Genomic DNA, 21,195 nt, shown 5'->3' with positions numbered 1-21,195 from the left:
GCCGACTATCGCTGATAGATCGGCAGGTAACCTTTATCCAACTGCAGCATGATCAGATTGCATGCGGTCACGTAGACCGGGTGGATCTGACCTTCCCAATAGCCGTCGGCCTTCTGTTCGCCGACGATCCGATCGTACAGCTTGTCGCGAAACGGAGCCCATTCGGCTTCGCCCTGCCGGTAGACGACTTGGCTGTAATAGAGATAGGTGTAGTGCCAGTGGCCGTATGCCTGCTGCTCGCCGCTGATCCGATGCAGGCTCTTCTTGGCGTAATCGAGCATGTCGGGAACATGTTCGCCGTCGTAATCCCCCGCGTTGTACAGCGCCGCCAGGGCCGCCGCGGTGATCGCCGGGCGACTGCTGCCGGTCTGCCGCGAACTGTAACTGATCCCGCCGTCGGCGTTTTTGCACTCGTAGATGTATTGCTTTGCCTTTTCGATGATCTCGCCAGGCACGGGGATCCCGGCGTTGCGACAGCCTCGCAAACCTTGGACCTGCGTGATCGTGGTGCTCCCCTCGTCGAAGTTGTTTCCGTCGCGAGCCGACACGTATCCCCAACCACCCGCCGGCGTCTGCGCGTACCCGCTGAACTGAACCGCTTTAGACAACACGTCGACAAGTTCACGGCGACGATCGACAAGCCCCTCTTCGCCAAGCACCTGCGACAAAAACAGCATCGAAAAGCCGTGGCCGTAGGTGTACCGGGAATCGGTTAACGGATCACCGATCAAACCGTTATCGCGGCATTTGCTGATCAGAAAATCGGTCGCTCGGGCGATGGGGCGGGCATAAGGCCCTTGAGTGGTCGTCGATCCCGACCCGATCATCGCCGCACCGGCTAGCGCGGCCAGGGCGGTCGGATAGTGCTGGGCGTTCCATTGCCCCCGCGACGACTGGGTTCGCGCCAGCCAATCGAGCCCTCGTTGGATCGATTCTTCCCAACGCGGGTCGCGTTTGGCAGCAACCGCTCGCGGGGCGGAACCGGCCGCAAGCGAAAGAGCCAGACCGGCCGCGGCCGTATCGCGGAGCATCGCGCGTCGAGAGAGCGATAATGACATCGTTTGGAATCCTTTAAAACTTAAGGTCGCAGGGATCGCTTGCCATCGAGGGCGAAACGATTCCCGTGTCGCAGCCGAGCCCCAGCCGCACTCCATTATAGAGTGTCGTCAGCCCGGCAAGGACGATTCCATTGTATTCGATGCTCGCGAGGTTAATCGTTGAACATCGGGACGGTTTCCGCACGCCCTTCGTGATTCGCCGACCGCAGAGCCGCATCGAGAATCGCCTGAGTTTTCAAAGACACTTTGGGCCAGAAGGGGTCGCGTGTCCCCGACAGCACCAGTTCCGAGAACTTTCGAAACAACTGAGTCTCCTGCGCATCGGCCGCATTGTTGCTGTATTCCGCGACGCCGACCTGGCGGGAATGCTGTTCCATCGTGAACCGACATCCATCTTCGACGAAGTTGTGGTTGGCGACTTCAAAGCTGGAGGTGTTCCCGAGGAAAGGGAGGACAAAATCGTTGACCTGCAGATAACCTTTGTCGCCGCTGATATGGCCCAGCTGCTGATGGTTGGTTCGGAAGGAGTTGTAGAACGACGCCGACGCTCCTCCTTCAAAATGCAGCTCCCCTTGAAACTCCATCGGTACCGCCTGGCCACTCTCGTCGCGGCAAACCGAATGCAAAATCCGCCCCCGGACTTCCGTCGGCATCTGATAGTTCATCGCAAACAGAATGAAGCGGATCGTATACCAGCCCAGATCGCCCAGACATCCGGCCGGCTCCAGATCGCTGCCCGCCCGAATATTGCTCTGAACCCAATCTTCGGGAGCACAGAAACTGAACTGGCTGGTGATTCGGCGAATCGTCCCGACGCTGCTGCCATCGTCCAAGACCCGACGCATCTCGGCCATCCGTTTGCTGTGCATATACATCACGCCATCCATGAACTGGACGTTGTTGGCGTTGCATGCATCGATCATCCGCTGCACATCGTCGACCGTCACGCCGCAGGGTTTTTCGACCATCACGTGCTTGCCAGCATTGGCAGCTTTGACGACCCAGTCGGTCCGCAGACCGGTCGGCAACGGAATGTAAACCGCATCGATATCGCTGCGAGCCAGCAGATCGTCGTAGCTGCCGAGGGCATCAACCGCGTGCGGTACTGGAGCCGACGCCTGGCACGCGGCGATGAACGCCTGAGCCTTCTCCGCCGATCGGCTAGCGACCGCCACGACCTGGCCGTTTCCCGAATTTCGAATCGAATCCCAGTTCTTCTTAGCGATCGCTGCGGCGCTCAAGATTCCCCAACGACAAATATTTCCATGCATGCTGTTTTTTCCAACCAAAGAGACTTGCGACAAGGTCGAGCTTCGTTCCGCACGATCAGTGACAATTTATAACGTCTTGCAGACGCCGCTGGGAGTTCCCGCAAACCGACAGAGCCCAACAATTCGCAATGATTTTTTGCGTGCCGAAGCCAAACTCGCTACACTTTCGCTTGCCCCCCTAACGACTCGCCATCCCACCTCACCTCACGGAGTCGCCCGCAATGTTCCAGCACCCACAACTTCCCCGCCGCCAGGCGATCCAAGCTGGTGCCGTCGGTCTGCTCGGCCTCGGCATGTCCCATCTGGATCGATTGCGAGCCGAAGGTGCCGCGTCGTTCGAATCGGCCCGCGCGAAGAACGTGATCTACATTTTTCTGTCGGGCGGTCTAGCCCAGCACGAGAGCTTCGACATGAAGCCCGACGCCCCGGCGGAAATCCGCGGCGAGTTCCAACCGATCGCCACTCGCACGCCGGGGCTGCAGATCTGCGAGCACTTGCCTCAACTGGCCGCTCGCAGCGAGAAGTGGTCGTTGGTCCGCAGCCTAACGCATCCCCACAACGAACACTCGATGGGACACATGGTGATGCTCTCGGGACGCTCCGATCTGCCGACCGGATTCAGTCCCAACGGTCCCAAACATACCGACCATCCATCGATCGCCGCGATCGCCGGACAGGTGACGCAATCGGTCAACAACCTGCCGCCAGCGATCATGCTGCCGGAGAAGTTGGTCCATCGATCGGGCCGCGTTTTGCCCGGTCAATTCGGCGGACAGATGGGGCCGGGGACCGATCCGTTTTTGCTGGACTGCTGCAGCACCAATCGCCAGGCCTACGGCGCATGGCCCGAATATGGATTCCATCACGCTCGGGGATCAGAGAATCCGAAAGGGCTCTCGTTTGGCCTGCCCAGCTTGCAATTGCCTGATGCGATATCCAAAGGCCGACTGGGCAGCCGTGTCGATTTGTTAGCCGAACTGCAATCGCAGCAGCGTGGACTGCGGAAGCTGGCCGAAGTCGACAGCTTCGATCGCTTCCAAGAACGAGCGTTGTCGATGTTGGCCGACGGAAAGATGAGCAAAGCCTTGGACGTCGTCGACGCCGATCCCAAGACGCTCGACCGCTACGGCCGACATGTCTTCGGTTGGTCGCTGCTGCTTGCGAGACGATTGGTCGGCGCCGGCGTGAACTTGGTTCAAGTCAACCTTGGCAACAACGAAACCTGGGATACGCATGGCAACGCGTTTCCGAACCTGAAGAACTATCTATTGCCGCCGATGGATCAAGCCGTCGCGGCGCTGTTGGATGATCTCGACGCGTCGGGCCAATTGGACGAGACCCTGATCGTGATGGCGGGCGAATTCGGCCGGACTCCAAAAATCTCGCACCTTCCGAGCGCCTACGCCCACCCGGGACGCGACCACTGGGGCGCTTGCCAGTCGGTCTTTTTGGCCGGCGGCGGAATCGAAGGAGGCCGCGTGGTCGGATCGTCCGATCAACATGGCGGTTGGCCCAAGGACAGCCCACAGACTCCCGAGAACTTTGCCGCGACGATCTATTCCGCGCTCGGGCTTCCCCGCACGTCCTACTGGCACGATCTGCTGGATCGCCCGATGCCAATCTATCACGGCGATCCGATGCCGGGGCTGACTTAACCACGGCGAGTTCGCAAGTCGTCACGCGTCGTAGCGAACCAAAAACCAGCCCGATCCGAGCCGCAGATGCGAACGCAGCTGATGTTGATCTTGCAGCCCGCCGACAAACGATTCGGGCTTGCTCGATTCGGGATGCCATTCGACCCAGTCGGCGGCTTCGCTACCGCCCAGCTGCAGCTTGATCGCTCCATCGTCGCACCGCTCGATCGCCGCGATGCAGATCTCGCCACCGGAGACCGATGGTGGCGCCAGCAAGATCATCGTCGTAGGATCGCCAAATGGATACGCCATAAACGGGCCGATCCGCGGCAACTCGCCATCCTGCTCGGGCCAGTCGCTTCGCAGCGGCCGGGCGATCGTTTCCAATTCGGCGACTCGAGCGACCAGCCGCAGCCGTTTTCCCTGCCAAGCCAACGAAGCGTGATTGCTCGCCAAACCGCACCACAACGCGACGACAGCGGTCAACATCAACAACGATCGCAGCGACCGAACCGGGCGGCTAGCCGCGGTCCCCTTCAGCATCCCCAGGAACAGACCGACTAACGAGACGCCAGCCAACGCGATCACCACGACCAGCAGCGCCGGCCTCCATGCTCCGACCATCGCCTTGGCCGATCGCAGCGCCGCGATCGGTGAATCGCTTCCCCGTCGCAAAGCTTCGACCAAAGATTCGAACTGCGGATCGAAAACCGTCCAAGCCAGCATCGCTGCCAGCGTAGCCAACTGGATCGCGTACAGGCAATTCCACTTGCTGTAAGGCTTGGGCGAGGACATGCTGATCGTTTGCTGAAACGACTTCATCGACGCTGGCTCCAAGTTATTTGGCGGGAGCACAATAGGACAACGCCATCAATGCGAAACTGGTTGCCAGGTTCTTATCGCTCTCGAACCAGCGACGGTTGTCGTTCGACCACGATCCATCGGGCTGCTGACGATCAGCAAGCTCTGCGATCAGATCGGATCGCCAATCGTGATTCTTCCCGTCGGCATCCTTTACGGTTTTCATGCCCGAGGTTTGCAGCGCCGAGGCGAAGGTGTGGTAGTAGTAATAAAGACCGGCCGAGCCCATGCCCGGATTATTTTCCACGTCGTAGTGATCGGTGATCCACTGCACCGCCGCCTGCACTCGCGGGTCGTTGGTGGTCAGCCCTGCATAGATCATGCTCTTCAGACCGTTGTAAGACATCGATCCGTAACTGCGGAGACCGCCGTTGGGCGTAAAGCGTTCGTCCGAAGTGCTTGGGTCGATCTTGGTTGTTGGGATCTCGTAATAGAAGCCGCCGTCGTCGACCTTGCCGGCAAATTGCGTGTCGTTGTGTTTGCTGTCCAGGTTCTGACACCGCGAGATAAAGACCAACGCCCGTTGGATCGCCGGATCGTTTGGCTCGACCTCCGCCGCGCGAAGGGCTTCGATAAAGTAGCCGGTGTTGGAGAGATCGGGCCGACCGTCGCCACCATATCCGACGCCGCCGTACCACGGATCCGACGGATCGCGTTTGCCTTGACCGTATTGGATCCCCGTCACAAAGTCTTTGGCACGCTTCAAAATTTCGTTGTACTGACCACCCGAATTGGCTTCGGAGAAACAGACCATCGCAACGCAGGTCTCATAATTCCGCAGCCGTCCGTTGCCGTAGATTCCGCCGTCGGGCTTAACGAATCCTTCGAGTGCCTTGAGCCCCGCCGCGACCATCGGATCCTTTGCAGTCCGACCGTTTCGCAGCGCCGATGTCAGCGCCAAGGCGGTCACCCCGGGGCCAACTTTATCGGAGAAGGTGCCGGCGTCCGATTGCCCCTGCTTTGCCAGATAGGCCAGTCCCTTGTCGACAATCTCGCGACGCTGAGCTTCCGACTTCGAAACGGTTTCCGTTTTCGTCCCCTCCGCGGCCGGTTGAGCGATCGCGCTGCCAGCGGTTACCGCCACCAGAGCGGCGGTGACAAAAAGGCGTCGCGCGTGGCGGAATTTCCATCGTTGATACATCCAGCAACTCCAAAAGGTAAGCGTTTTGTCGGCTCAACCAACAGGCGAGCGGTTCCGCCGAGAAGACAACGCAAACCGAATGCCAAACCTCTCAACGACGCTTTGCGATGGACGCTTGTCAGCCGCGAATCTATAATGGGGTTAACTATGCAGCCATTCTTTCGGTCGAAGGACCGATACGTCCCCTTACCGTCCTGACCCGCTGCGTAACCTACCTCGGAATCATGGCCCTCCCTCTATGGATCGCTTGTTTGCATTCAACGGAATGCTTGCTATCGCTGTCGCTCTCACTTTCGGGCACTCATCGGCCTCAGCTGTCGATGCCAAGGCGCTCGAGAAATGGAAGAAGGACTTCAACGAATCGGTCCTTCCGATCATCCAGTCGCGTTGCATCGAGTGTCACCGCGGCGAGGACGCCGATGGAGAGTTCGATCTTGCCAAATTTCCCAGTGGCGAAGAAGTCGCCAAGCAGATGGGGATCTGGGAACGCGTCGGCAAACGAGTACGGCTGAAGGAGATGCCGCCGGAGGGAAGTCCGCAACTGAACGACGAGCAGAAGAGTGCGTTCCATCGCTGGTTGGATTCGCAACCGAAAGAGGATCTGTGTTCGCAGATTGCCAACGAGGAGACCCAAGCGTGGTATCGCGGCGTGGTGATGAGTCGCCGATTGACGCGGACCGAATATTTGAACGCGGTCCGCGATGCGACGGGAGTTGCCGTCGATCCACGGTTTGAAATCCCATCGGACGGCGCCGGCGGCGAGGGCTTCGATACCAACGGCGATTCGCTGTTCACCTCACCGATTCATGTCGAACAATATCTGGCTGTCGCCGCCGACGTGATCGGCCGCGCGATCGCTGATCCCGCGTCGACGGAAAATGCTCCGCTTCAATTGACCTTGCCAGGCAAGGCAGCTGACGGATCGGAACTCTCCGCCGAACAAGCCGCTCGCGCGACCCTCGGTCGATTTGCGCGGCGGGCTTGGCGACGTCCGATCGCCGACGAAGAAGTCGATCGTTTGATGCAGTTGTTCGCTGCAGTTCAGGCCGACGGAAAAGACTACAAGCAATCAATCGCTGAACCGCTGAAGGCAGTTCTCCTGTCGCCCAACTTCATGTTTGTCGTCGAATCGGAGTCGGCTGAAGGAGGCGTGCAACGGCTGACACCGCATCAATTGGCGATGCGATTGTCGCTGTTCCTGTGGTCTTCGATTCCCGACGAGCAACTACTCGCGCGAGCCGACGCGGGTGAACTCGACACGCCCGAACAAATCATTGCCGAAACGCGGCGGATGCTCGACGATCCAAAGGCTCGCTACCTGGGCGAGAACTTCGGCTTGCAATGGATCAACATCAACAACCTACTGACCAACATCCGCCCCGATGCGGAGGTCTATCCGGAATACAATCGCCAGCTGGCCGAAGATCTTCGCGAAGAAGCGATCCTGACGATCGCAAACGTCTTCCGCGAGGACCGATCGCTGCTGGAATTGATCGACGCCCCGTACGTCTACGCCAACGACCGAATCGCAAAACACTATGGTTTGAACGCGGCCGACGGTGCCGATTGGCAACCTCTCGACACAGGAGAAACGGGGCGAGGCGGAGTGCTCACGCTTGGGGCGACGCTGATGGCGACATCCTATCCGCGACGGACCAGCCCGGTGCTGCGAGGCCGTTGGCTGCTGGAAGACATCCTCGGATCGCGCGTTCCGCCACCGCCGCCGGGCGTTCCGGCGTTGGAAGCCGCGGAGACGGAGAAAGTGGTATCGCTGCGCGAGCGACTGGAGATCCACCGCAAGAATCCCGAGTGCGCATCGTGCCACAACCGCATGGATCCGCTGGGCTTCGGGCTGGAAAACTTCGACGCTCTGGGCCGCTGGCGCGAATCCGAAAACGGATTTACGATCGATGCCGGGGGCAAATTGCCGTCGGGCGAATCGTTCACCGGGCCAAGCGAGTTGAAGAAAGTGGTCTTAAAACGGTCGCACGATTTCGAAAAACACTTTGTCAAGAAACTGCTCGGCTTTGCCTTGGGTCGTGGGCTCAACAAGTTCGATCAGTGTGTGATCGAAGATTGCATGAAAGCCTTAAAAGAACAGGACCATCGCGCCGCGGCGATCATCGAAACGATTGTCGTCAGTTATCCATTCCAGCATCGTTATTTCAAAGCTGCCGAATAAGATCGCCGACGTCACCTGCGACGCAGCCGACCGCGCCTCCCGCCTTTCAACCAACCTCTCCAATCCGGAGCCTCACGATGAACCGCAACGCTTTTTCCGCAACGACTTCGTCCAAGAGAACTCAAGGTGTCAACCGTCGTCTGTTCCTGCGAGGAACCGGCGCCGCGTTGGGGTTGCCGTTCCTGGCGTCCAGCAAATGGCTGCGAGGTAGCGAGACGGCGACGCCACCGCTGCGAAACGCTTTCATCTACTTCCCCAACGGTGTCTGGGAAAAGGCTTGGGTGCCGGAGAAGACGGGCAGCGATTATCAGTTGACGCCGTCGCTGGAACCGATCGAAGCGATCCGCAACAAGGTGTTGGTGCTGACCGGGCTGGATAAAAAGCACAGCCACGGTGGCGACGGGCACTACGCCAAGACAGCGAACTTTTTGACCGGCATGCCCGTGGCAAAGACGACCGGCAAAAACATCAGCAGCGGCGGTGTTTCGGTCGACCAATTGATCGCTCAACACAACAGCGGGCTGACTCCCATTCCGTCGTTGGAACTTGGGACCGAACCTGTGATCAGCGGCATCGACAGCAACGTCGGCTACACGCGGTTGTACGGTTCGCACATCTCGTGGCAATCGCCGTCGCGACCGGTCGCTAAAGAGATCAATCCACGCGTCGTCTATGAACGCCTGTTCGGCCAGAAGCAGGCCAAGGGTGCGTTGGCCGACAGCAATCTATTGGACTACGTTTTGGAGGACGCCCGACGCGTTCGCAAGACGCTCGGGCGCGACGATCAATTCAAGATGGACGAGTATCTCGATTCGGTGCGGTCGGTCGAACGGCGGATCGAATATGCGATGCGCGAAGATCCGCGGCAATGGCAACCGACACTCGACGCCGCGCAGATCGCAGCCCGCCGGCCCGGTGCTCCCGCCGAATTCCGCGAACACATCGACGTGATGCTCGACCTGATGGTCTTGGCCTTCCAAACCGATTCGACTCGCGTCTGCAGCATGATGTTCGCCAACGACGTCTCGGGACGCAACTTCTCGTTCCTCGACGGCGTCAAAGGTGGCCACCACGAACTGTCGCACCACGAGAACAACGAAAAGAAGATCGACCAATACCAGCGGATCAATCGTTGGCATGTCGAACAATTTACGAAGATGATCCAGAAGATGGACGCGATCCAGGAAGGGGAGGGGACGCTGTTGGATCACTCGATGATTATGTTCGGTTCGAGCTTCTCCGACGGCAACCGCCACGATCCCGACAACTTGCCGATCTTGTTGGCTGGTGGCGGCAGCACCGGAATCCAATCCGGACGCCATCTCGCGGCCGAAGGACAAGTGCCGTTGTGCAACCTTTACCTATCGATGCTGCGACGCAACGGCATCGAACTGGAGAGCTTCGGCGACAGCAACGCCGAACTGTCGATCTAATACAACTGGCTAACGCAGCGATCGGCTAAGCCAGTCGATCGTGCAGCCGCGTCCGCAGTTCCGCTAACAGCTGATTGAGTTCCTCGATCGAGAGTTGCTGCAAATCGGAAAGCGATTGCGGAGGCTCGTCCAACAGATCTTGAGTCAGCTGGATCTGCCCTGCAATCGATCCTTTTTCCATGCCTTGCTCTATACCTTGTTCGCGTCCCTCATCGCGGGCACTGGCGATCGACCATTCGTAGTCGCGAATAGCTCTTTCACGCTGATCGTACATCACCCTATCCTCCGTTTTCTCAGCGATCCGCTCTACGACGATAATCGCTGTTTGAAACTCCACCGCAGGTAACAACTCCCGCAAACGGTCTGCATCGTAACGATGTGCATTCAAAAGAAAGAAGGCCCATTGTTCGAGCGGACTCGCCTCTGCGATCGTCTCTTCCCTTAAATTATACTTCGGCAATTCGACGGTGTGTACTTCGATACCATCGCCAAAAGTTCGCCCGCTCTCGCGATCGACCATTTGATACCAATGGTGAGCCTGCGCCGAACCTCTATGCAGGTTCTGATTTACAAAACAAATGGAAATTGCCGAACAGAGGCGATGGTAGTCGTCCCCCCGCTCAAGTTGCTCGACATACATCGAACAAGCGTAATACGTCAATCGCTGCAACAATCCGGGAAACGCCGCAACCTGCAGCTCGACATTCAACATCCTCCCCGTAGTATCGCGTGCGCGAACGTCCAGGATGATCTGCTTCGCCTCCTTGAATTCCTGGTAATTGAAAGGATTGAGAATCTCCACCGACACGATCGGATGTTCCAAACAGAGCACCGCGTTGAGCAAGCCGATCAATGCCTGCACGTTCTCGGGACTGCCAAAGATCTTCTTAAACGCAAAATCGACGAGCGGACTGATACCAAGCGGCATGACGGTGTCCCCCAACAACTCGATCTCAAAAATCGGTCACGGCACACCTTCATGTTAAAGCATCAGACCGGCAAAAAAACATGGCCCCCGATCGGGCAAGAGCGGCGTACCGCTGGCGAAATCCCGCACAACCTATGGCTTGCGATTCCAGCCGCCGTTGACTTCGAGTGTCTGGGCATTGATGAATGCAGCGGCGGGGCTGCATAAGAATGCGATCGCGGCAGCCACGTCGTCGGGGCTGCCCCAACGTTGCAGCAGCGAACTGTCGATCGCTCGCCGGTTCCACCCCTCGTCGGCGACTTCGCCCCAGGCGGTCCGGATCCATCCGGGCGCTACGCAATTGACGCGAACATCGGGAGCAAGCGTTTGAGCCATGCTCTTGGACAACGCCATCACCGCAGCTTTAACCGGGGCAAACATCATCCCGGCATCCCCTTCCATCCCGTGCGGAGCTTGGTCCCAGCCGATGAAGACCATCGAAGCAGGGAGCCCCGCGGCAGGTTGTTCACGCATCCGATCACCGACACGACGCGCCAGATCGGTCGTGCCGCGGACATCGACGGCCCACAACAGATCGAGCTTTTCTTGAAAGCTCAGTTTGGCGGCGTCGCCCGTCAACACATCGGCCCCCGCGTTATGAACCCAGCTGTCGATGCGGTCATGCCGTTGCCAACAGATGTCGACCAACGACTCTCGGTCGGCGGCGGATTGCAAATCCGCCTGCACGATCGACGCCTCGCCACCGATTGCACGAATCGCCTCCGCCGTCTCTTCGGCTCCCGCTTCGTTCTGCCGGTAATGCACAACGACAGCCGCGCCGCGAGCTGCCATGTGCAGGCAGGTCGCCCGGCCGATACCGCTGGAACCGCCCGTGACGACAACCGTCCGATCCTTCAGGCTAGCCGAATCTTCGACGTGACTGGCCATCGTGGTTACGCAAACCGCTGAGCGCGAAACGACTTCGCTTCGTCGCTATCAGCCGCGACACAAGGGTTGGTCAAGCTGCCGATCCCTTCGATTTCGACGGTGCAGCTGTCGCCTGGTTTCAGGAAACGCTTCGGCGTCCGCGCCGCACCGACTCCCGGAGGTGTGCCGGTGAAGATCAGATCGCCAGGGCGTAGCGTGGCGATCTGAGTCAGGTGAGCGATCAGCTCAGGGATGCTGAAGATCAGCTCGCGCGTTGTGCCATCTTGCAGCGTTTCGCCCGAAACGTGCATCTTGACCGACAGGTTGCCCGGATCGGAGAGCTCCGATTTGTCGACGATCACCGGACCGATCGGTGCAAAGGTGTCGAAGGTTTTGCCCAACAGCCACTGGCCGCCGGGAGTTCCCTTTTGCCAATCGCGAGCCGAGACGTCGTGGCCACAGGTGTATCCGAAGACACAATCCATCGCTTCGTCGACCGAAACATTATGAGCTGTCTTGCCGATCACGATCACCAATTCCGCTTCGTAGTCGACGCTGTCGCTGACCGATGGCAAGATGATCGGATCGCCCGGGCCAACCACGCTGGAGGGGAATTTGCAGAAAACGACAGGGGATTCGGGGATCGGGCTGTTCGTTTCGATCGCGTGGTCGCGGTAGTTCAATCCGATGCAGATCACTTTTTCAGGAGCCCCAACGGGTGCGAGAATCTTCACCGAATCGACGGCGATGCTCTCCGCACCGCCCGCTTTGGCCAGCCGCGCATCGAGGTCCTCGGTCGCCATCAGTTCCTGCATCGTGCTCGGGAGCGTGGCATCGATTCCCGCCAACGGCGTGATCCGGTCGCCAGCAATAAGACCCAACTGGACAACATTGTCGATTTCAAAACGGCAGTAGCGCATCGGTACAAAGGACCTTTCGAAGAGGATCGCGGCGGGATAGGGCAGCGACGGTGCTGCCCCGACCATCGTACGCTACCGCCTGCGGTCGGAAAAGCCGATGCGGTGCGTGTCTGGTCGATGGCCAGCCGGCTCGTTACGCTGTGTTGACGCGACGGCAATCCCCGATTTCACGAGCAGCTTCCCCCATGAACGCCCTTCCCAAAATCGACGATACGTTTGCCGAAGCCTTTCCGATGAAGGCGACCCGGTTGATCATCACGGCGATCGATGCGGAACTTGCGAAAATCGCGGCTCAGGAATTCTGCGGTAACGCGTCGAGCGTGATCGGATGCGATGCCGAAGCGGGGATCGAACGCGTGCTCGCCCCCGATCAAACTCCCGACGGGCGACCGGGGGTGAGCGTGCTGGCGTTTGCGTTCAATCGCAAGTCCTTAGAGAAAGCGGTGGCGTCGCGGATCGGCCAGAATATCCTCACCTGCCCGACAACCGCTTGTTATGCGGGAATGACTAGCGAGTCGAAAGAGGATCGGATCAAGATCGGAGCCCAGCTGCGGTTCTTCGGCGATGGCTACCAGTTCTCCAAGAAGTTGGCCGACCGCCGGTTTTGGCGGATCCCTGTAATGGACGGCGAGTTCGTCTGCGAAGATGTCACCGGAACCATGAAGGGGATCGGCGGGGGCAATCTGCTGGTCTGTGGCCGCTCGCAGATCGAAACCCTTGCCGCCGTGCGAGCCGCCGTCGCGGCGATCCAGTCGCTCGACGATGTGATCCTGCCGTTCCCCGCCGGGATCGTCCGCAGCGGATCGAAGGTCGGATCGAAATACGACAAACTGCCCGCGAGCACTAGCCACACGTGGTGCCCGACGCTGATCGGACAATGCGACAGCGATCTCGAAGCGGGTGAACGCGCGGTCTACGAGATCGTGATCGATGGGCTCTCCGAACAAGCGGTTGCCACGGCGATGGCGGTCGGCCTGCGAGCGGCTTCGCTGCCGGGAGTCCTGCGAATTTCAGCTGGCAATTACGGCGGCAAACTAGGACCACATCACTTTCATTTGCATCGGTTGCCAACGATCGATTGATCGTCAGCCATCGCGACGACAACCTGCCGCGGCAGCGGTATACTCGGGGACGCGATCACCTGCGATCGCGTCCCCACGTTCACTCGACACTCGACCACTTCAGGCAACCGCATCATGCTTCGCATCACGGGGGGGACCGTTTATGATCCCGCCAACCAGATCAACGGCGAAGTCCGCGACATCTGCATCGTCGACGGGCGGATCGCGGAGTCGGCCGTCGGAGCTCGCGAGATCGATGCGACCGGCTTGATCATCTTTCCCGGCGGCGTCGACGTGCATACGCATGTCGCCGGCGGCGCGATGAATTTTGCTCGAGCGATGACGCCCGAGGACCATCGCCGCACGCAGACCTTCATCCGAAACCAATCCCGTCGGTCGGGCATTGGCGGGATGACGCCCAGCACGTTTGCGACAGGTTATCTGTACGCCGGGATGGGCTGGACGACGGTCAACGAAGCGGCGGTGCCGGTGCTGTCGGCACGCCACACGCACGAAGAGCTTGGCGAGATCCCAATCGTCGACAAGAGCTGCCTGGTGTTGATGGCCAACAACGAGATCATGATGGATCTGATCCAGGCGGGAGAATACGAAAAGGCGAAAGATGTCGTCGCCTGGTATGTCTGGGCTGCCAAAGCGTACGGCGTCAAAGCGGTCAGCCCCGGCGGCGTGGCGGCGTGGAAGTGGGGCGAGGACGCGAAGCAATTGACCAGCCCGATCGCTGGGTATCACAAGCTGACGCCGGGCGACATCGTGAAAAACCTGGCTCGGATCGTCGACGATCTCCAGCTGCCCCATCCGATGCACCTGCACTGCAACAACCTGGGCGCACCGGGGAGCATTTCGACGACGATCGAAACGATGAAGCATCTGGAAGGGCATCGCGCTCACATCGCTCACCTTCAGTATCACGCTTACGGCGGCGACGACTGGGATACGATCCGCAGCGAATCGGCGCAGATGGCCGACTACTTCAACGCTCATCCTCACATGACAACCGACGCCGGAGCGGTGCTGTTTGGCGACGCGGTCACGATCACCGCCGATGGGCCTTGGCAACACATGCTGTACCAATTGACGGGGCGGAAGTGGGGCAATCTGGATGTCGAAAACGAAACCGGCTGCGGGATCGTCCCCTACACCTACAAGCCATCGAATTTGGTGAACGCCGTGCAGTGGGCAGTCGGATTGGAACTGTTGCTGTTGATCAACGATCCGTGGCGAGTTTTCCTGACGACCGATCATCCCAACGGAGCCTGCTTTTGGCGGTATCCGGAGATCATTCAGTTGTTGATGTCGGCCGACTTCCGCAACGACTGCATGAAGATCCTCCCGCCGCAGATCAAGAGTCGAATCACGCTGCCCGAACTGACGCGTGAGTACACGCTTTACGAAATTGCAACGATCACATCCGCCGGACCCGCCCGCGCTTTGGGGCTCGCCCAGAAGGGGAACCTTGGGATCGGCAAAGATGCCGACCTGGTGATCTATCGCGCCGACAAAGATATCGCCCGGATGTTTGGCCACCCGCGGTACGTGATCAAAGCGGGAGAGATCGTGATCGACGATGGCGATATCCGCGAGACGCCCGAAGGGCAACAGTTCATCGCCAAACCGCAATACAATCCCGACACCGACGCCTTCCTGCGACCGCGGTTTGAGGATTGTTATTCGCTGGCGTTCGAAAACTATCCCGTCGACATCAGCGGAATCGAACAGCCCGAAGTGCACGACTGCGACACAAATCCATGATCCGTTTAATACTGAAACGCCAGCCGAAGGTGCCGCTGCAAGCCGAACGCCTGTCGCCCGACGGGCTGAGCGGGCTGTCGCACGATGCGATCTGCGCGATTGAGATCATCCACGGACGCCGACGTTGCCGCGTCGATGAGTTCTTCGAAGTGCAAGGCGAGGGAGCGGACGAACTGCAGATCGAAGGGGACCTCCGCAAGGTCCAGCAGATCGGCAGCCGGATGACTCGCGGCACGCTCGCGATCCGCGGCGACGTTGGCATGCACTTGGGAGCGTCGATGTCCGGCGGCAAGATCACCGTCGACGGAGACGCTGGCGACTGGGCCGGTGCAGAGATGGTTGGCGGTGAGATTCACATCGGTGGCAATGCGGGAGATCGTGTCGGCGGCGCTTACGTGGGGAGCCTGACCGGGATGAAAAACGGAACGATCCTCGTCGACGGAACCGTTGGATCGGAGATCGGTCTGCGGATGCGACGCGGTTTGATCGTCGTCGGTGGTCAGGCGGGAGAGCTTGCCGGACTGCAGATGAAAGGAGGGACGATCGTATTGCGAGGTGGAGCTGCGGCGCGATGCGGAGCTTGGATGCGGCGAGGAACGATCGTGTCGCTGCAACCGGTGGCGACGCTGGCAACCCATCGCTATTCGACCGATTACAATCCGACGTTCTTAAATCTGTACGCCCGACACCTGCAAGGCTTTGGGATCGAGATCCCCTATCGCAGCGAAGAGGGCGGGTACGCGAGGTACTGTGGCGACGGATCGGTTCGCGGCAAGGGAGAGATTTTGGTTTGGCAGCCACGCGACGCAAGCGTCTGATCGCCGCCAAGCCCGCCGACAAACGGCCTCCCCTTCGCCGGCGGTCTGTTTGTGTTGTAGAATTCGCATTGCAACATTCAACAGGTAGAGCACGTGGCGAAGAAAAAACAGCAGAAATCGAAGGCGAAATCGGGCAAGAAGCCGCCGCCCCCTAAAAACGTCGCCGAGAACCGGAAGGCGAAACATCAGTACGAGATCTTCGAAACGCTCGAGTGCGGGATGGTGCTGGTCGGTAGCGAAGTGAAATCGATGCGCGACGGAAAACTCTCGCTCGACGAAGCGTATGGCCGGATCCAAGGGGGCGAACTCTGGTTGATAGGGGCCGACATCGGGCACTACTCCAACGCCGGCTTGTGGAACCACGCCCCGCGGCGGCCGCGAAAGCTGCTGGTTCACAGCCGCGAATTGGACAAAGTGAGCGGCAAGGCGAAGGAACGGGGCGTCACGATCGTCCCGCTGCGCGTCTACTTCAACGAACGCGGGATCGCGAAATGCGTGATCGGTCTGGTCCGCGGCAAGAAGCTGCACGACAAACGCGAGACGTTGAAAAAACGCGATACCGACCGTGGACTTGCTCGCGCGATGCGACGACGATAGGCGATACGCCGCCGTGCCCCCAATGGGGACGGTGGACTCCCAAAACCACGAACCCTTGAATTTGCAGCAGGCCCCTCCATGAAACGATTCCGTTGGTGCACGTGTTTGGCAATCGCCGTTTGTTTGACTTCCGCAACCGCTCGCGGTGGCGACATTCAAACCGTCGCGGGAACCGGTGATCCTTCGAACAACGGAAACTCTGGCGTCGCCACGCAGGTGAACGTCGGCGATCCCTTCGGCGTCGAAATTGGTCCCGACGATGCACTCTACATCACCGAGGTTCGCAACCACCGCGTGCTGCGACTGGATCGCAAAACGGGGCAACTGACCACCGTCGCCGGGACCGGCGACAAAGGCTACAGCGGCGATGGCGGACTGGCGACCGACGCCAATTTAAACGAACCGTACGAAGTTCGCTTCGACCGCGACGGCAACATGTATTTCGTCGAGATGATGAATCACGTGATCCGCCGCGTCGACGCCAAGACGGGCAAGATCGAAACGATCGCGGGAACGGGGAAGCAAGGTTTTTCAGGCGATGGCGGTCCGGCGACCGAGGCGATGTTCTCGCGTCCGCACAGCATCGCGTTGGATCACCGTGGCGGCTTGTACGTGGCCGATATCGGCAACCACCGGATTCGTCGCATCGACCTGGAATCGGGCGTCGTCGACACCTTCATCGGCAACGGCAAAAAACAGTTGCCCAAGGCGGGCAAGGCCGACGCAAACAGTTCGATGGTTGGGCCGCGAGCTCTGTTTATCGACGGCGATACATTGTGGATCGCGCTGCGTGAAGGGCACAGCGTGTGGCGGTTGGATCTGCCGACGCAGAAGCTCTCGCACGTCGCGGGGACCGGAAAATCGGGCTTCAGCGGCGACGGCGGCGATCCGCTGCAAGCGACCTTCAACGGGCCCAAGGGCGTCGCTGTCGATCCCGATGGGAACGTCGTCGTGGTCGACACCGAAAACCAAACGATCCGCAAGATCGATCTGAAGAAGAACGTGATCACCACGATCGCGGGCAAAGGGCCAAAGCACCGCGGCGGAGCAGGGGACGGCGCGGCAGCGACCGAAGCTCAACTGGACCGGCCTCATGGAATCTGCGTCGATGCGGCGGGAGTCGTCTATATCGGTGACACGATCAACCACCGCGTGCGAGCGTTTGAAGAGTAGACGCCGACGACGTTGTTATTGCAGCAACCGCGGCGGCATCGGAAACTCGATCGTGAACTTCGTCCCGCGGCCGACTTCACTCTGCAACGAGATCCGCCCGCCGTGGGCTTCGATGATCTTCTTGGCGGTCGGCAGGCCCAGCCCCGAGCCGCCATTTTTGGAACTGTAGAACGGTTCAAACATGTGCAGGATCGTGTTGTCATCCATCCCGCAACCGGTGTCGATCAGATCGATCGCCACCGTCTTTTTGGTCGTGTAGGTGCGAGCCAATAACTGGCCGCCATCCTCCATCGCTTCGAGCCCGTTTTTCACCAGGTTCATCAGCGCCGCCTGCAACGCGTCGCTGTTGATCATCACGCTGGGGGCATCGTTGTCCAGATAGCGGAGGATCTCGACGCCCGATTGATCGGCTTGGGCCTGGTAGGCGCGAAGCACGCGATCGATCTGGTCGTTCAGACTGCCTGGGGTCAGTTCGACCGACTGCAAGCGGGCGAAGCGGAGGAAATCTCGCAACAGGTTCTCCATCCGCTGGCACTGCTGGCGGATGATCTCAACCTTGTCGAGCGCTCGACGGCGGATCGGCGAATCGGACTCCGCGATCTCTTCGCTGAGCAGTTCCGAATTCATATGGATCACGCTCAACGGATTCTTGATCTCGTGGGCCAACGAACCAGCCAATTCGGCTAGTTCCTCGTACCGCCGCCGCAAACTCGCCTCTTCAGGTCGCTCGCGCGTCTTCGATTCAGACTCCGTTGGATCGTCGTTCATAGCGTCTGGCAATTGGATATGGATAAAAGTCCCTCGAAAGCCCCGGCCGGTATATGCTAACCCTGGATTGCCGATTTAGGAACGGTGCAATGGGAGAGCTTTAGCGATCGCGGTATTCCAAATCCAATAGCCAATCGACATCGACGCCCCAGACCGCTTCGTCGCGTTCTTCAGCGGCTGGCGCCGCCTCGGCAGCCGCCTGACTCGCGATCCCGTTGATCACGATCAGGGCATCCAGCGGCGTCAATTGATAATCGCCGTTGGTATCCAAAAAGCTTCTCCCCAGCGGCTCGGTCGCGGGGTCGAGACGACGAGCACCGCCGTTGAGATTTAGACTGTTGAGAATCCGCAGCGCATCCAACGGCGTGACAAACGAATCGCCGGTGACATCCAAGGGGTTGTCGGGGTTTTGGTAATACGCCGGTTCATCGTCTCGGATCACCAGCTGCGTCGAACCGCTCAGATATCCCGTGGCGGAGAAGTTCATTTCGAAGGTCCGCGGTCCCTGCTGAAGCGTGTCGTCTTCGACAGTCAGCGGAAGCACCACCTGTTGCTGGCCGGCCGGGATCGTGACTGTCGCTCCCATCCCCAAGGTCCCGTTCGGGTCGCCGGCGATCTTAACGGTTACCGGCGACTGCGTATCGGTGTTCGAGCGTCGCACGGTCAGAGCCAGCCCGCCGGACAGTTCGTCTTCGGCGATATCGGGCGTGCTGAACGACGCGGTGATCGCTTCGGCATCCTTGACGATTAAGCCGACGCTCTCCTGTTCAAACCCGCTTGCCGAAGCCGTGAACCGCACTTCCTGATCGCCATCGAACAACGCGTCGTCGATCGCGTTGACCGCCACGACGATGCTCGACTGACCGGCGGGAATCGTCACCGAAGTTGGCACCTGCGCTTCGGAGACGTCCGAACTCGAGAGCAAGATCACTTGAGCCGCGGCAGTCGACGCGGTCCCTCGCGAGACAGTCAACTCCGCCGCGCCGCTCCCGGAGTCTTCGTTGATCGATTTCCGATTCACCGCCAACGACAGGGCAGGGGGAAGGCCGACGACGATCTGAAAATTTTGCGTCGCGTTGCCACCATCGTCATCGGTGACGGTAACACGTACGGTTTTCGTACCGCTGGAAGTGTAGATGTGACTGGCGTTAAAAGAGGCCAACGTGGTCCGCGAGGAATTGCCCACGCGGTCGATCGTCGCGTCGCCGCTGTCGTCCCCCGAATTGTCGCCCCAATCGATGCTGTAAGTAAATGTTTCGTCGGTCTTGTTGGCGTTGTTGCGGAACCCAGGATCGCTGATCTTCCCAATATCGATGATCGAGATCGACTGGCCAACGGTTGCTGTCAAATTTCCACTGACCTCCAACGTCGGCTTTACGTTGGTCACCGAAGCCGATAGCGATTTGGAGAGCTCACCGATGCGGCTCCCCTTGAGCACAACATCGACGTCATAGGTTGCGTTGTCAGCAAACACGTGGCTGCCGCTGACGGTGACCTGACGATTGGCCAACGTCCAACCGAGATCATCCAACCCGGCCCAATCGAGCGCCGTCGGATAGGTTCGCACGCCGCGTGAAAGAATGGGATCCAACAGTGTCGCTTGTCCAGCGTCGGTGACTGTCGCGGCCCAGTGTCCACCGCTGAGTGGCACGTTGCCACTGCCGTCGTAGGCAGCTCGCGACTTGGCCCCGGCGAAGCCTCCACCGGAGACCAACTGATTCCAACTTGCCGATGTCCCAAATCCTAAGATGTGCGCGACTTCATGCATCGCCACCGAAACGAAATCGACTTCGCCCGGCTGAATCCCGTCGATGTCACTGCCGAAATACCAATCGGTGATCTCGCTATCGAAGGTAATCGAACCGCCCCAAGGACCGAAGTCGGTTGGTTTGGTGCCCGCGGCCCCGGACTGACCACGCGTGGCGACGCTGTTGAGAAAACTCTGCGTTCCCGACGCGGAGTAGCCGCCATACGAACCTTCACCCAATTGCGAGCCCGGCAGCGGTTGAGCGCCGGCGTAGATGATCAACTCGTTTGCTTTGACGTTGAGATTTTTGATCGATACTTGTTTGGTGCGGTCCGACGGATTTGCGAATGTCGCCGTCCAAGTGTTGCTGGCACTGGGAGTGATCGCGTCCAACGAATCGTTCAGACGTTCGACCATCGCATCGACTGCGGATTGCAGCAACGCTCGCCGCGCGGTGGTGAAGAAGCCTCGCGTGTCGTAGTCGTACCGAATCACTGCGGTCAGCGGACCGTTGGTGTTGATCGATGAAACCGTTGCCGCCGACGTGCTACCATCGCCCCACTGGACCGATCCACTGACCGAACCGACAAGCGCCGAAGCGTCGAACTTCGTGCTGAATTCGTAGGGCGTCCCTTCAGCGACCGCCAACAGTCGGCGACACTCCAACTGCTCAGCCCGCAAACGCCGCGGCTGACGCAGCGCGTTGTGACGAAGTCGTTTCTGCGATCCCGAGCGTGATGAAAAATTCAAGGTTTCACTTTTTGGGAAACGAGGAAAAACACCGGCACATGTTGGCCAGCGAACCACGGCGTATGTCTCCACCCCCCCAGAGCATCGTTCAACGATGTATAAGGAAGCTTAGTTTACGAATCATCCGGTTGCGACGCCCCTCTATCAGCGGAGGACGAAGCGAGCCGGTTCCGCTTC

At 59.4% G+C, this 21,195-nt stretch carries 17 protein-coding genes; 8 read left to right on the top strand and 9 right to left on the bottom strand.

Annotation, left to right across the window (positions count from 1 at the left end):
• Window positions 1–5: 5 nt before the first annotated feature.
• The gene (locus tag CA51_RS05845; protein ID WP_145118667.1) at window positions 6–1,058 is read right to left on the bottom strand and encodes a prenyltransferase/squalene oxidase repeat-containing protein; all 1,053 of its coding nucleotides are present in this window, start codon (window positions 1,056–1,058) and stop codon (window positions 6–8) included.
• 152 nt (window positions 1,059–1,210) lie between these two features.
• Window positions 1,211–2,329 carry a Gfo/Idh/MocA family protein gene (locus CA51_RS05840; protein WP_145118665.1) on the bottom strand — a complete coding sequence of 373 codons (1,119 nt, stop codon included), beginning with the start codon at window positions 2,327–2,329 and terminating at the stop codon, window positions 1,211–1,213.
• A gap of 221 nt (window positions 2,330–2,550) precedes the next feature.
• Here CA51_RS05840 and CA51_RS05835 point away from each other — a divergent pair, with 221 nt between their 5' ends.
• The gene (locus CA51_RS05835) at window positions 2,551–3,984 is read left to right on the top strand and encodes a DUF1501 domain-containing protein (protein WP_145118663.1); all 1,434 of its coding nucleotides are present in this window, start codon (window positions 2,551–2,553) and stop codon (window positions 3,982–3,984) included.
• A 21-nt stretch (window positions 3,985–4,005) separates the two neighbouring features.
• Here CA51_RS05835 and CA51_RS05830 read toward each other — a convergent pair whose 3' ends face one another.
• Window positions 4,006–4,785: a hypothetical protein gene (locus tag CA51_RS05830; RefSeq protein WP_145118661.1), complete on the bottom strand. Its 780-nt coding sequence runs from the start codon at window positions 4,783–4,785 to the stop codon at window positions 4,006–4,008.
• Between the two features lie 16 nt (window positions 4,786–4,801).
• Window positions 4,802–5,965, bottom strand: coding sequence for a prenyltransferase/squalene oxidase repeat-containing protein (locus CA51_RS05825; protein WP_145118659.1), 1,164 nt, complete (start codon window positions 5,963–5,965; stop codon window positions 4,802–4,804).
• A gap of 238 nt (window positions 5,966–6,203) precedes the next feature.
• Here CA51_RS05825 and CA51_RS05820 point away from each other — a divergent pair, with 238 nt between their 5' ends.
• Both CA51_RS05820 and CA51_RS05815 read left to right on the top strand, forming a co-directional pair.
• Window positions 6,204–8,147 carry a DUF1592 domain-containing protein gene (locus CA51_RS05820; RefSeq protein ID WP_231746024.1) on the top strand — a complete coding sequence of 648 codons (1,944 nt, stop codon included), beginning with the start codon at window positions 6,204–6,206 and terminating at the stop codon, window positions 8,145–8,147.
• A gap of 77 nt (window positions 8,148–8,224) precedes the next feature.
• Window positions 8,225–9,580, top strand: a complete 1,356-nt coding sequence (locus tag CA51_RS05815; RefSeq protein ID WP_145118655.1) for a DUF1552 domain-containing protein — start codon at window positions 8,225–8,227, stop codon at window positions 9,578–9,580.
• Window positions 9,581–9,605: 25 nt separating this feature from the next.
• Here the strand turns inward: CA51_RS05815 and CA51_RS05810 are convergent, their stop codons facing one another.
• The 3 genes from CA51_RS05810 to CA51_RS05800 form a co-directional block, all read right to left on the bottom strand.
• On the bottom strand, window positions 9,606–10,508 hold the full coding sequence (locus tag CA51_RS05810; protein WP_145118653.1) for an Rpn family recombination-promoting nuclease/putative transposase: 903 nt from the start codon (window positions 10,506–10,508) through the stop codon (window positions 9,606–9,608).
• Window positions 10,509–10,640: 132 nt separating this feature from the next.
• The gene (locus tag CA51_RS05805) at window positions 10,641–11,435 is read right to left on the bottom strand and encodes an SDR family NAD(P)-dependent oxidoreductase (protein WP_145118651.1); all 795 of its coding nucleotides are present in this window, start codon (window positions 11,433–11,435) and stop codon (window positions 10,641–10,643) included.
• A 5-nt stretch (window positions 11,436–11,440) separates the two neighbouring features.
• Entirely contained in the window at window positions 11,441–12,334 is an 894-nt protein-coding gene (locus tag CA51_RS05800; RefSeq protein WP_145118649.1) for a fumarylacetoacetate hydrolase family protein, read from the bottom strand.
• 185 nt (window positions 12,335–12,519) lie between these two features.
• Between CA51_RS05800 and fhcD the strand changes: the two genes are divergently transcribed.
• From fhcD to CA51_RS05775, 5 genes are all read left to right on the top strand, one after another.
• A complete protein-coding gene (fhcD, locus tag CA51_RS05795; RefSeq protein ID WP_145118647.1) occupies window positions 12,520–13,416 on the top strand; it encodes a formylmethanofuran--tetrahydromethanopterin N-formyltransferase in 897 nt (298 codons plus the stop codon).
• A gap of 114 nt (window positions 13,417–13,530) precedes the next feature.
• Entirely contained in the window at window positions 13,531–15,165 is a 1,635-nt protein-coding gene (locus CA51_RS05790; protein ID WP_145118645.1) for a formylmethanofuran dehydrogenase subunit A, read from the top strand.
• A complete protein-coding gene (locus CA51_RS05785; protein ID WP_145118642.1) occupies window positions 15,162–15,983 on the top strand; it encodes a formylmethanofuran dehydrogenase subunit C in 822 nt (273 codons plus the stop codon). The genes CA51_RS05790 and CA51_RS05785 overlap by 4 nt, the downstream gene beginning before the upstream one ends.
• 93 nt (window positions 15,984–16,076) lie before the next feature.
• On the top strand, window positions 16,077–16,580 hold the full coding sequence (gene smpB, locus CA51_RS05780; protein WP_231746023.1) for an SsrA-binding protein SmpB: 504 nt from the start codon (window positions 16,077–16,079) through the stop codon (window positions 16,578–16,580).
• A 78-nt stretch (window positions 16,581–16,658) separates the two neighbouring features.
• Window positions 16,659–17,753, top strand: coding sequence for an NHL domain-containing protein (locus CA51_RS05775; RefSeq protein ID WP_145118638.1), 1,095 nt, complete (start codon window positions 16,659–16,661; stop codon window positions 17,751–17,753).
• A gap of 15 nt (window positions 17,754–17,768) precedes the next feature.
• On the opposite strand, the gene CA51_RS05770 is transcribed toward CA51_RS05775, so the two are convergent.
• Together CA51_RS05770 and CA51_RS05765 are read right to left on the bottom strand one after the other, a co-directional pair.
• Window positions 17,769–18,521 carry a sensor histidine kinase gene (locus CA51_RS05770; protein WP_145118636.1) on the bottom strand — a complete coding sequence of 251 codons (753 nt, stop codon included), beginning with the start codon at window positions 18,519–18,521 and terminating at the stop codon, window positions 17,769–17,771.
• Between the two features lie 100 nt (window positions 18,522–18,621).
• Window positions 18,622–21,018, bottom strand: a complete 2,397-nt coding sequence (locus CA51_RS05765) for a dockerin type I domain-containing protein (protein WP_145118634.1) — start codon at window positions 21,016–21,018, stop codon at window positions 18,622–18,624.
• Window positions 21,019–21,195: the final 177 nt, after the last annotated feature.

The organism is Rosistilla oblonga (assembly GCF_007751715.1).
Classification (GTDB): Bacteria; Planctomycetota; Planctomycetia; order Pirellulales; family Pirellulaceae; genus Rosistilla; species Rosistilla oblonga.
Note: the sequence above shows the minus strand (reverse complement) of the source record. Positions and strands in the feature narration are given on the sequence as shown.

Bases quoted from the DNA above. Each gene is read 5' to 3' on its own strand.
- CA51_RS05770 (WP_145118636.1), bottom strand. From the start codon at position 18,521: ATGAACGACGATCCAACGGAGTCTGAATCGAAGACGCGCGAGCGACCT.
- CA51_RS05805 (WP_145118651.1), bottom strand. From the start codon at position 11,435: ATGGCCAGTCACGTCGAAGATTCGGCTAGCCTGAAGGATCGGACGGTT.
- fhcD (WP_145118647.1), top strand. From the start codon at position 12,520: ATGAACGCCCTTCCCAAAATCGACGATACGTTTGCCGAAGCCTTTCCG.
- CA51_RS05840 (WP_145118665.1), bottom strand. From the start codon at position 2,329: ATGCATGGAAATATTTGTCGTTGGGGAATCTTGAGCGCCGCAGCGATC.
- CA51_RS05835 (WP_145118663.1), top strand. From the start codon at position 2,551: ATGTTCCAGCACCCACAACTTCCCCGCCGCCAGGCGATCCAAGCTGGT.
- CA51_RS05775 (WP_145118638.1), top strand. From the start codon at position 16,659: ATGAAACGATTCCGTTGGTGCACGTGTTTGGCAATCGCCGTTTGTTTG.
- CA51_RS05825 (WP_145118659.1), bottom strand. From the start codon at position 5,965: ATGTATCAACGATGGAAATTCCGCCACGCGCGACGCCTTTTTGTCACC.
- CA51_RS05845 (WP_145118667.1), bottom strand. From the start codon at position 1,058: ATGTCATTATCGCTCTCTCGACGCGCGATGCTCCGCGATACGGCCGCG.
- CA51_RS05815 (WP_145118655.1), top strand. From the start codon at position 8,225: ATGAACCGCAACGCTTTTTCCGCAACGACTTCGTCCAAGAGAACTCAA.
- CA51_RS05790 (WP_145118645.1), top strand. From the start codon at position 13,531: ATGCTTCGCATCACGGGGGGGACCGTTTATGATCCCGCCAACCAGATC.
- CA51_RS05820 (WP_231746024.1), top strand. From the start codon at position 6,204: ATGGATCGCTTGTTTGCATTCAACGGAATGCTTGCTATCGCTGTCGCT.
- CA51_RS05810 (WP_145118653.1), bottom strand. From the start codon at position 10,508: ATGCCGCTTGGTATCAGTCCGCTCGTCGATTTTGCGTTTAAGAAGATC.
- CA51_RS05830 (WP_145118661.1), bottom strand. From the start codon at position 4,785: ATGAAGTCGTTTCAGCAAACGATCAGCATGTCCTCGCCCAAGCCTTAC.
- CA51_RS05800 (WP_145118649.1), bottom strand. From the start codon at position 12,334: ATGCGCTACTGCCGTTTTGAAATCGACAATGTTGTCCAGTTGGGTCTT.
- CA51_RS05785 (WP_145118642.1), top strand. From the start codon at position 15,162: ATGATCCGTTTAATACTGAAACGCCAGCCGAAGGTGCCGCTGCAAGCC.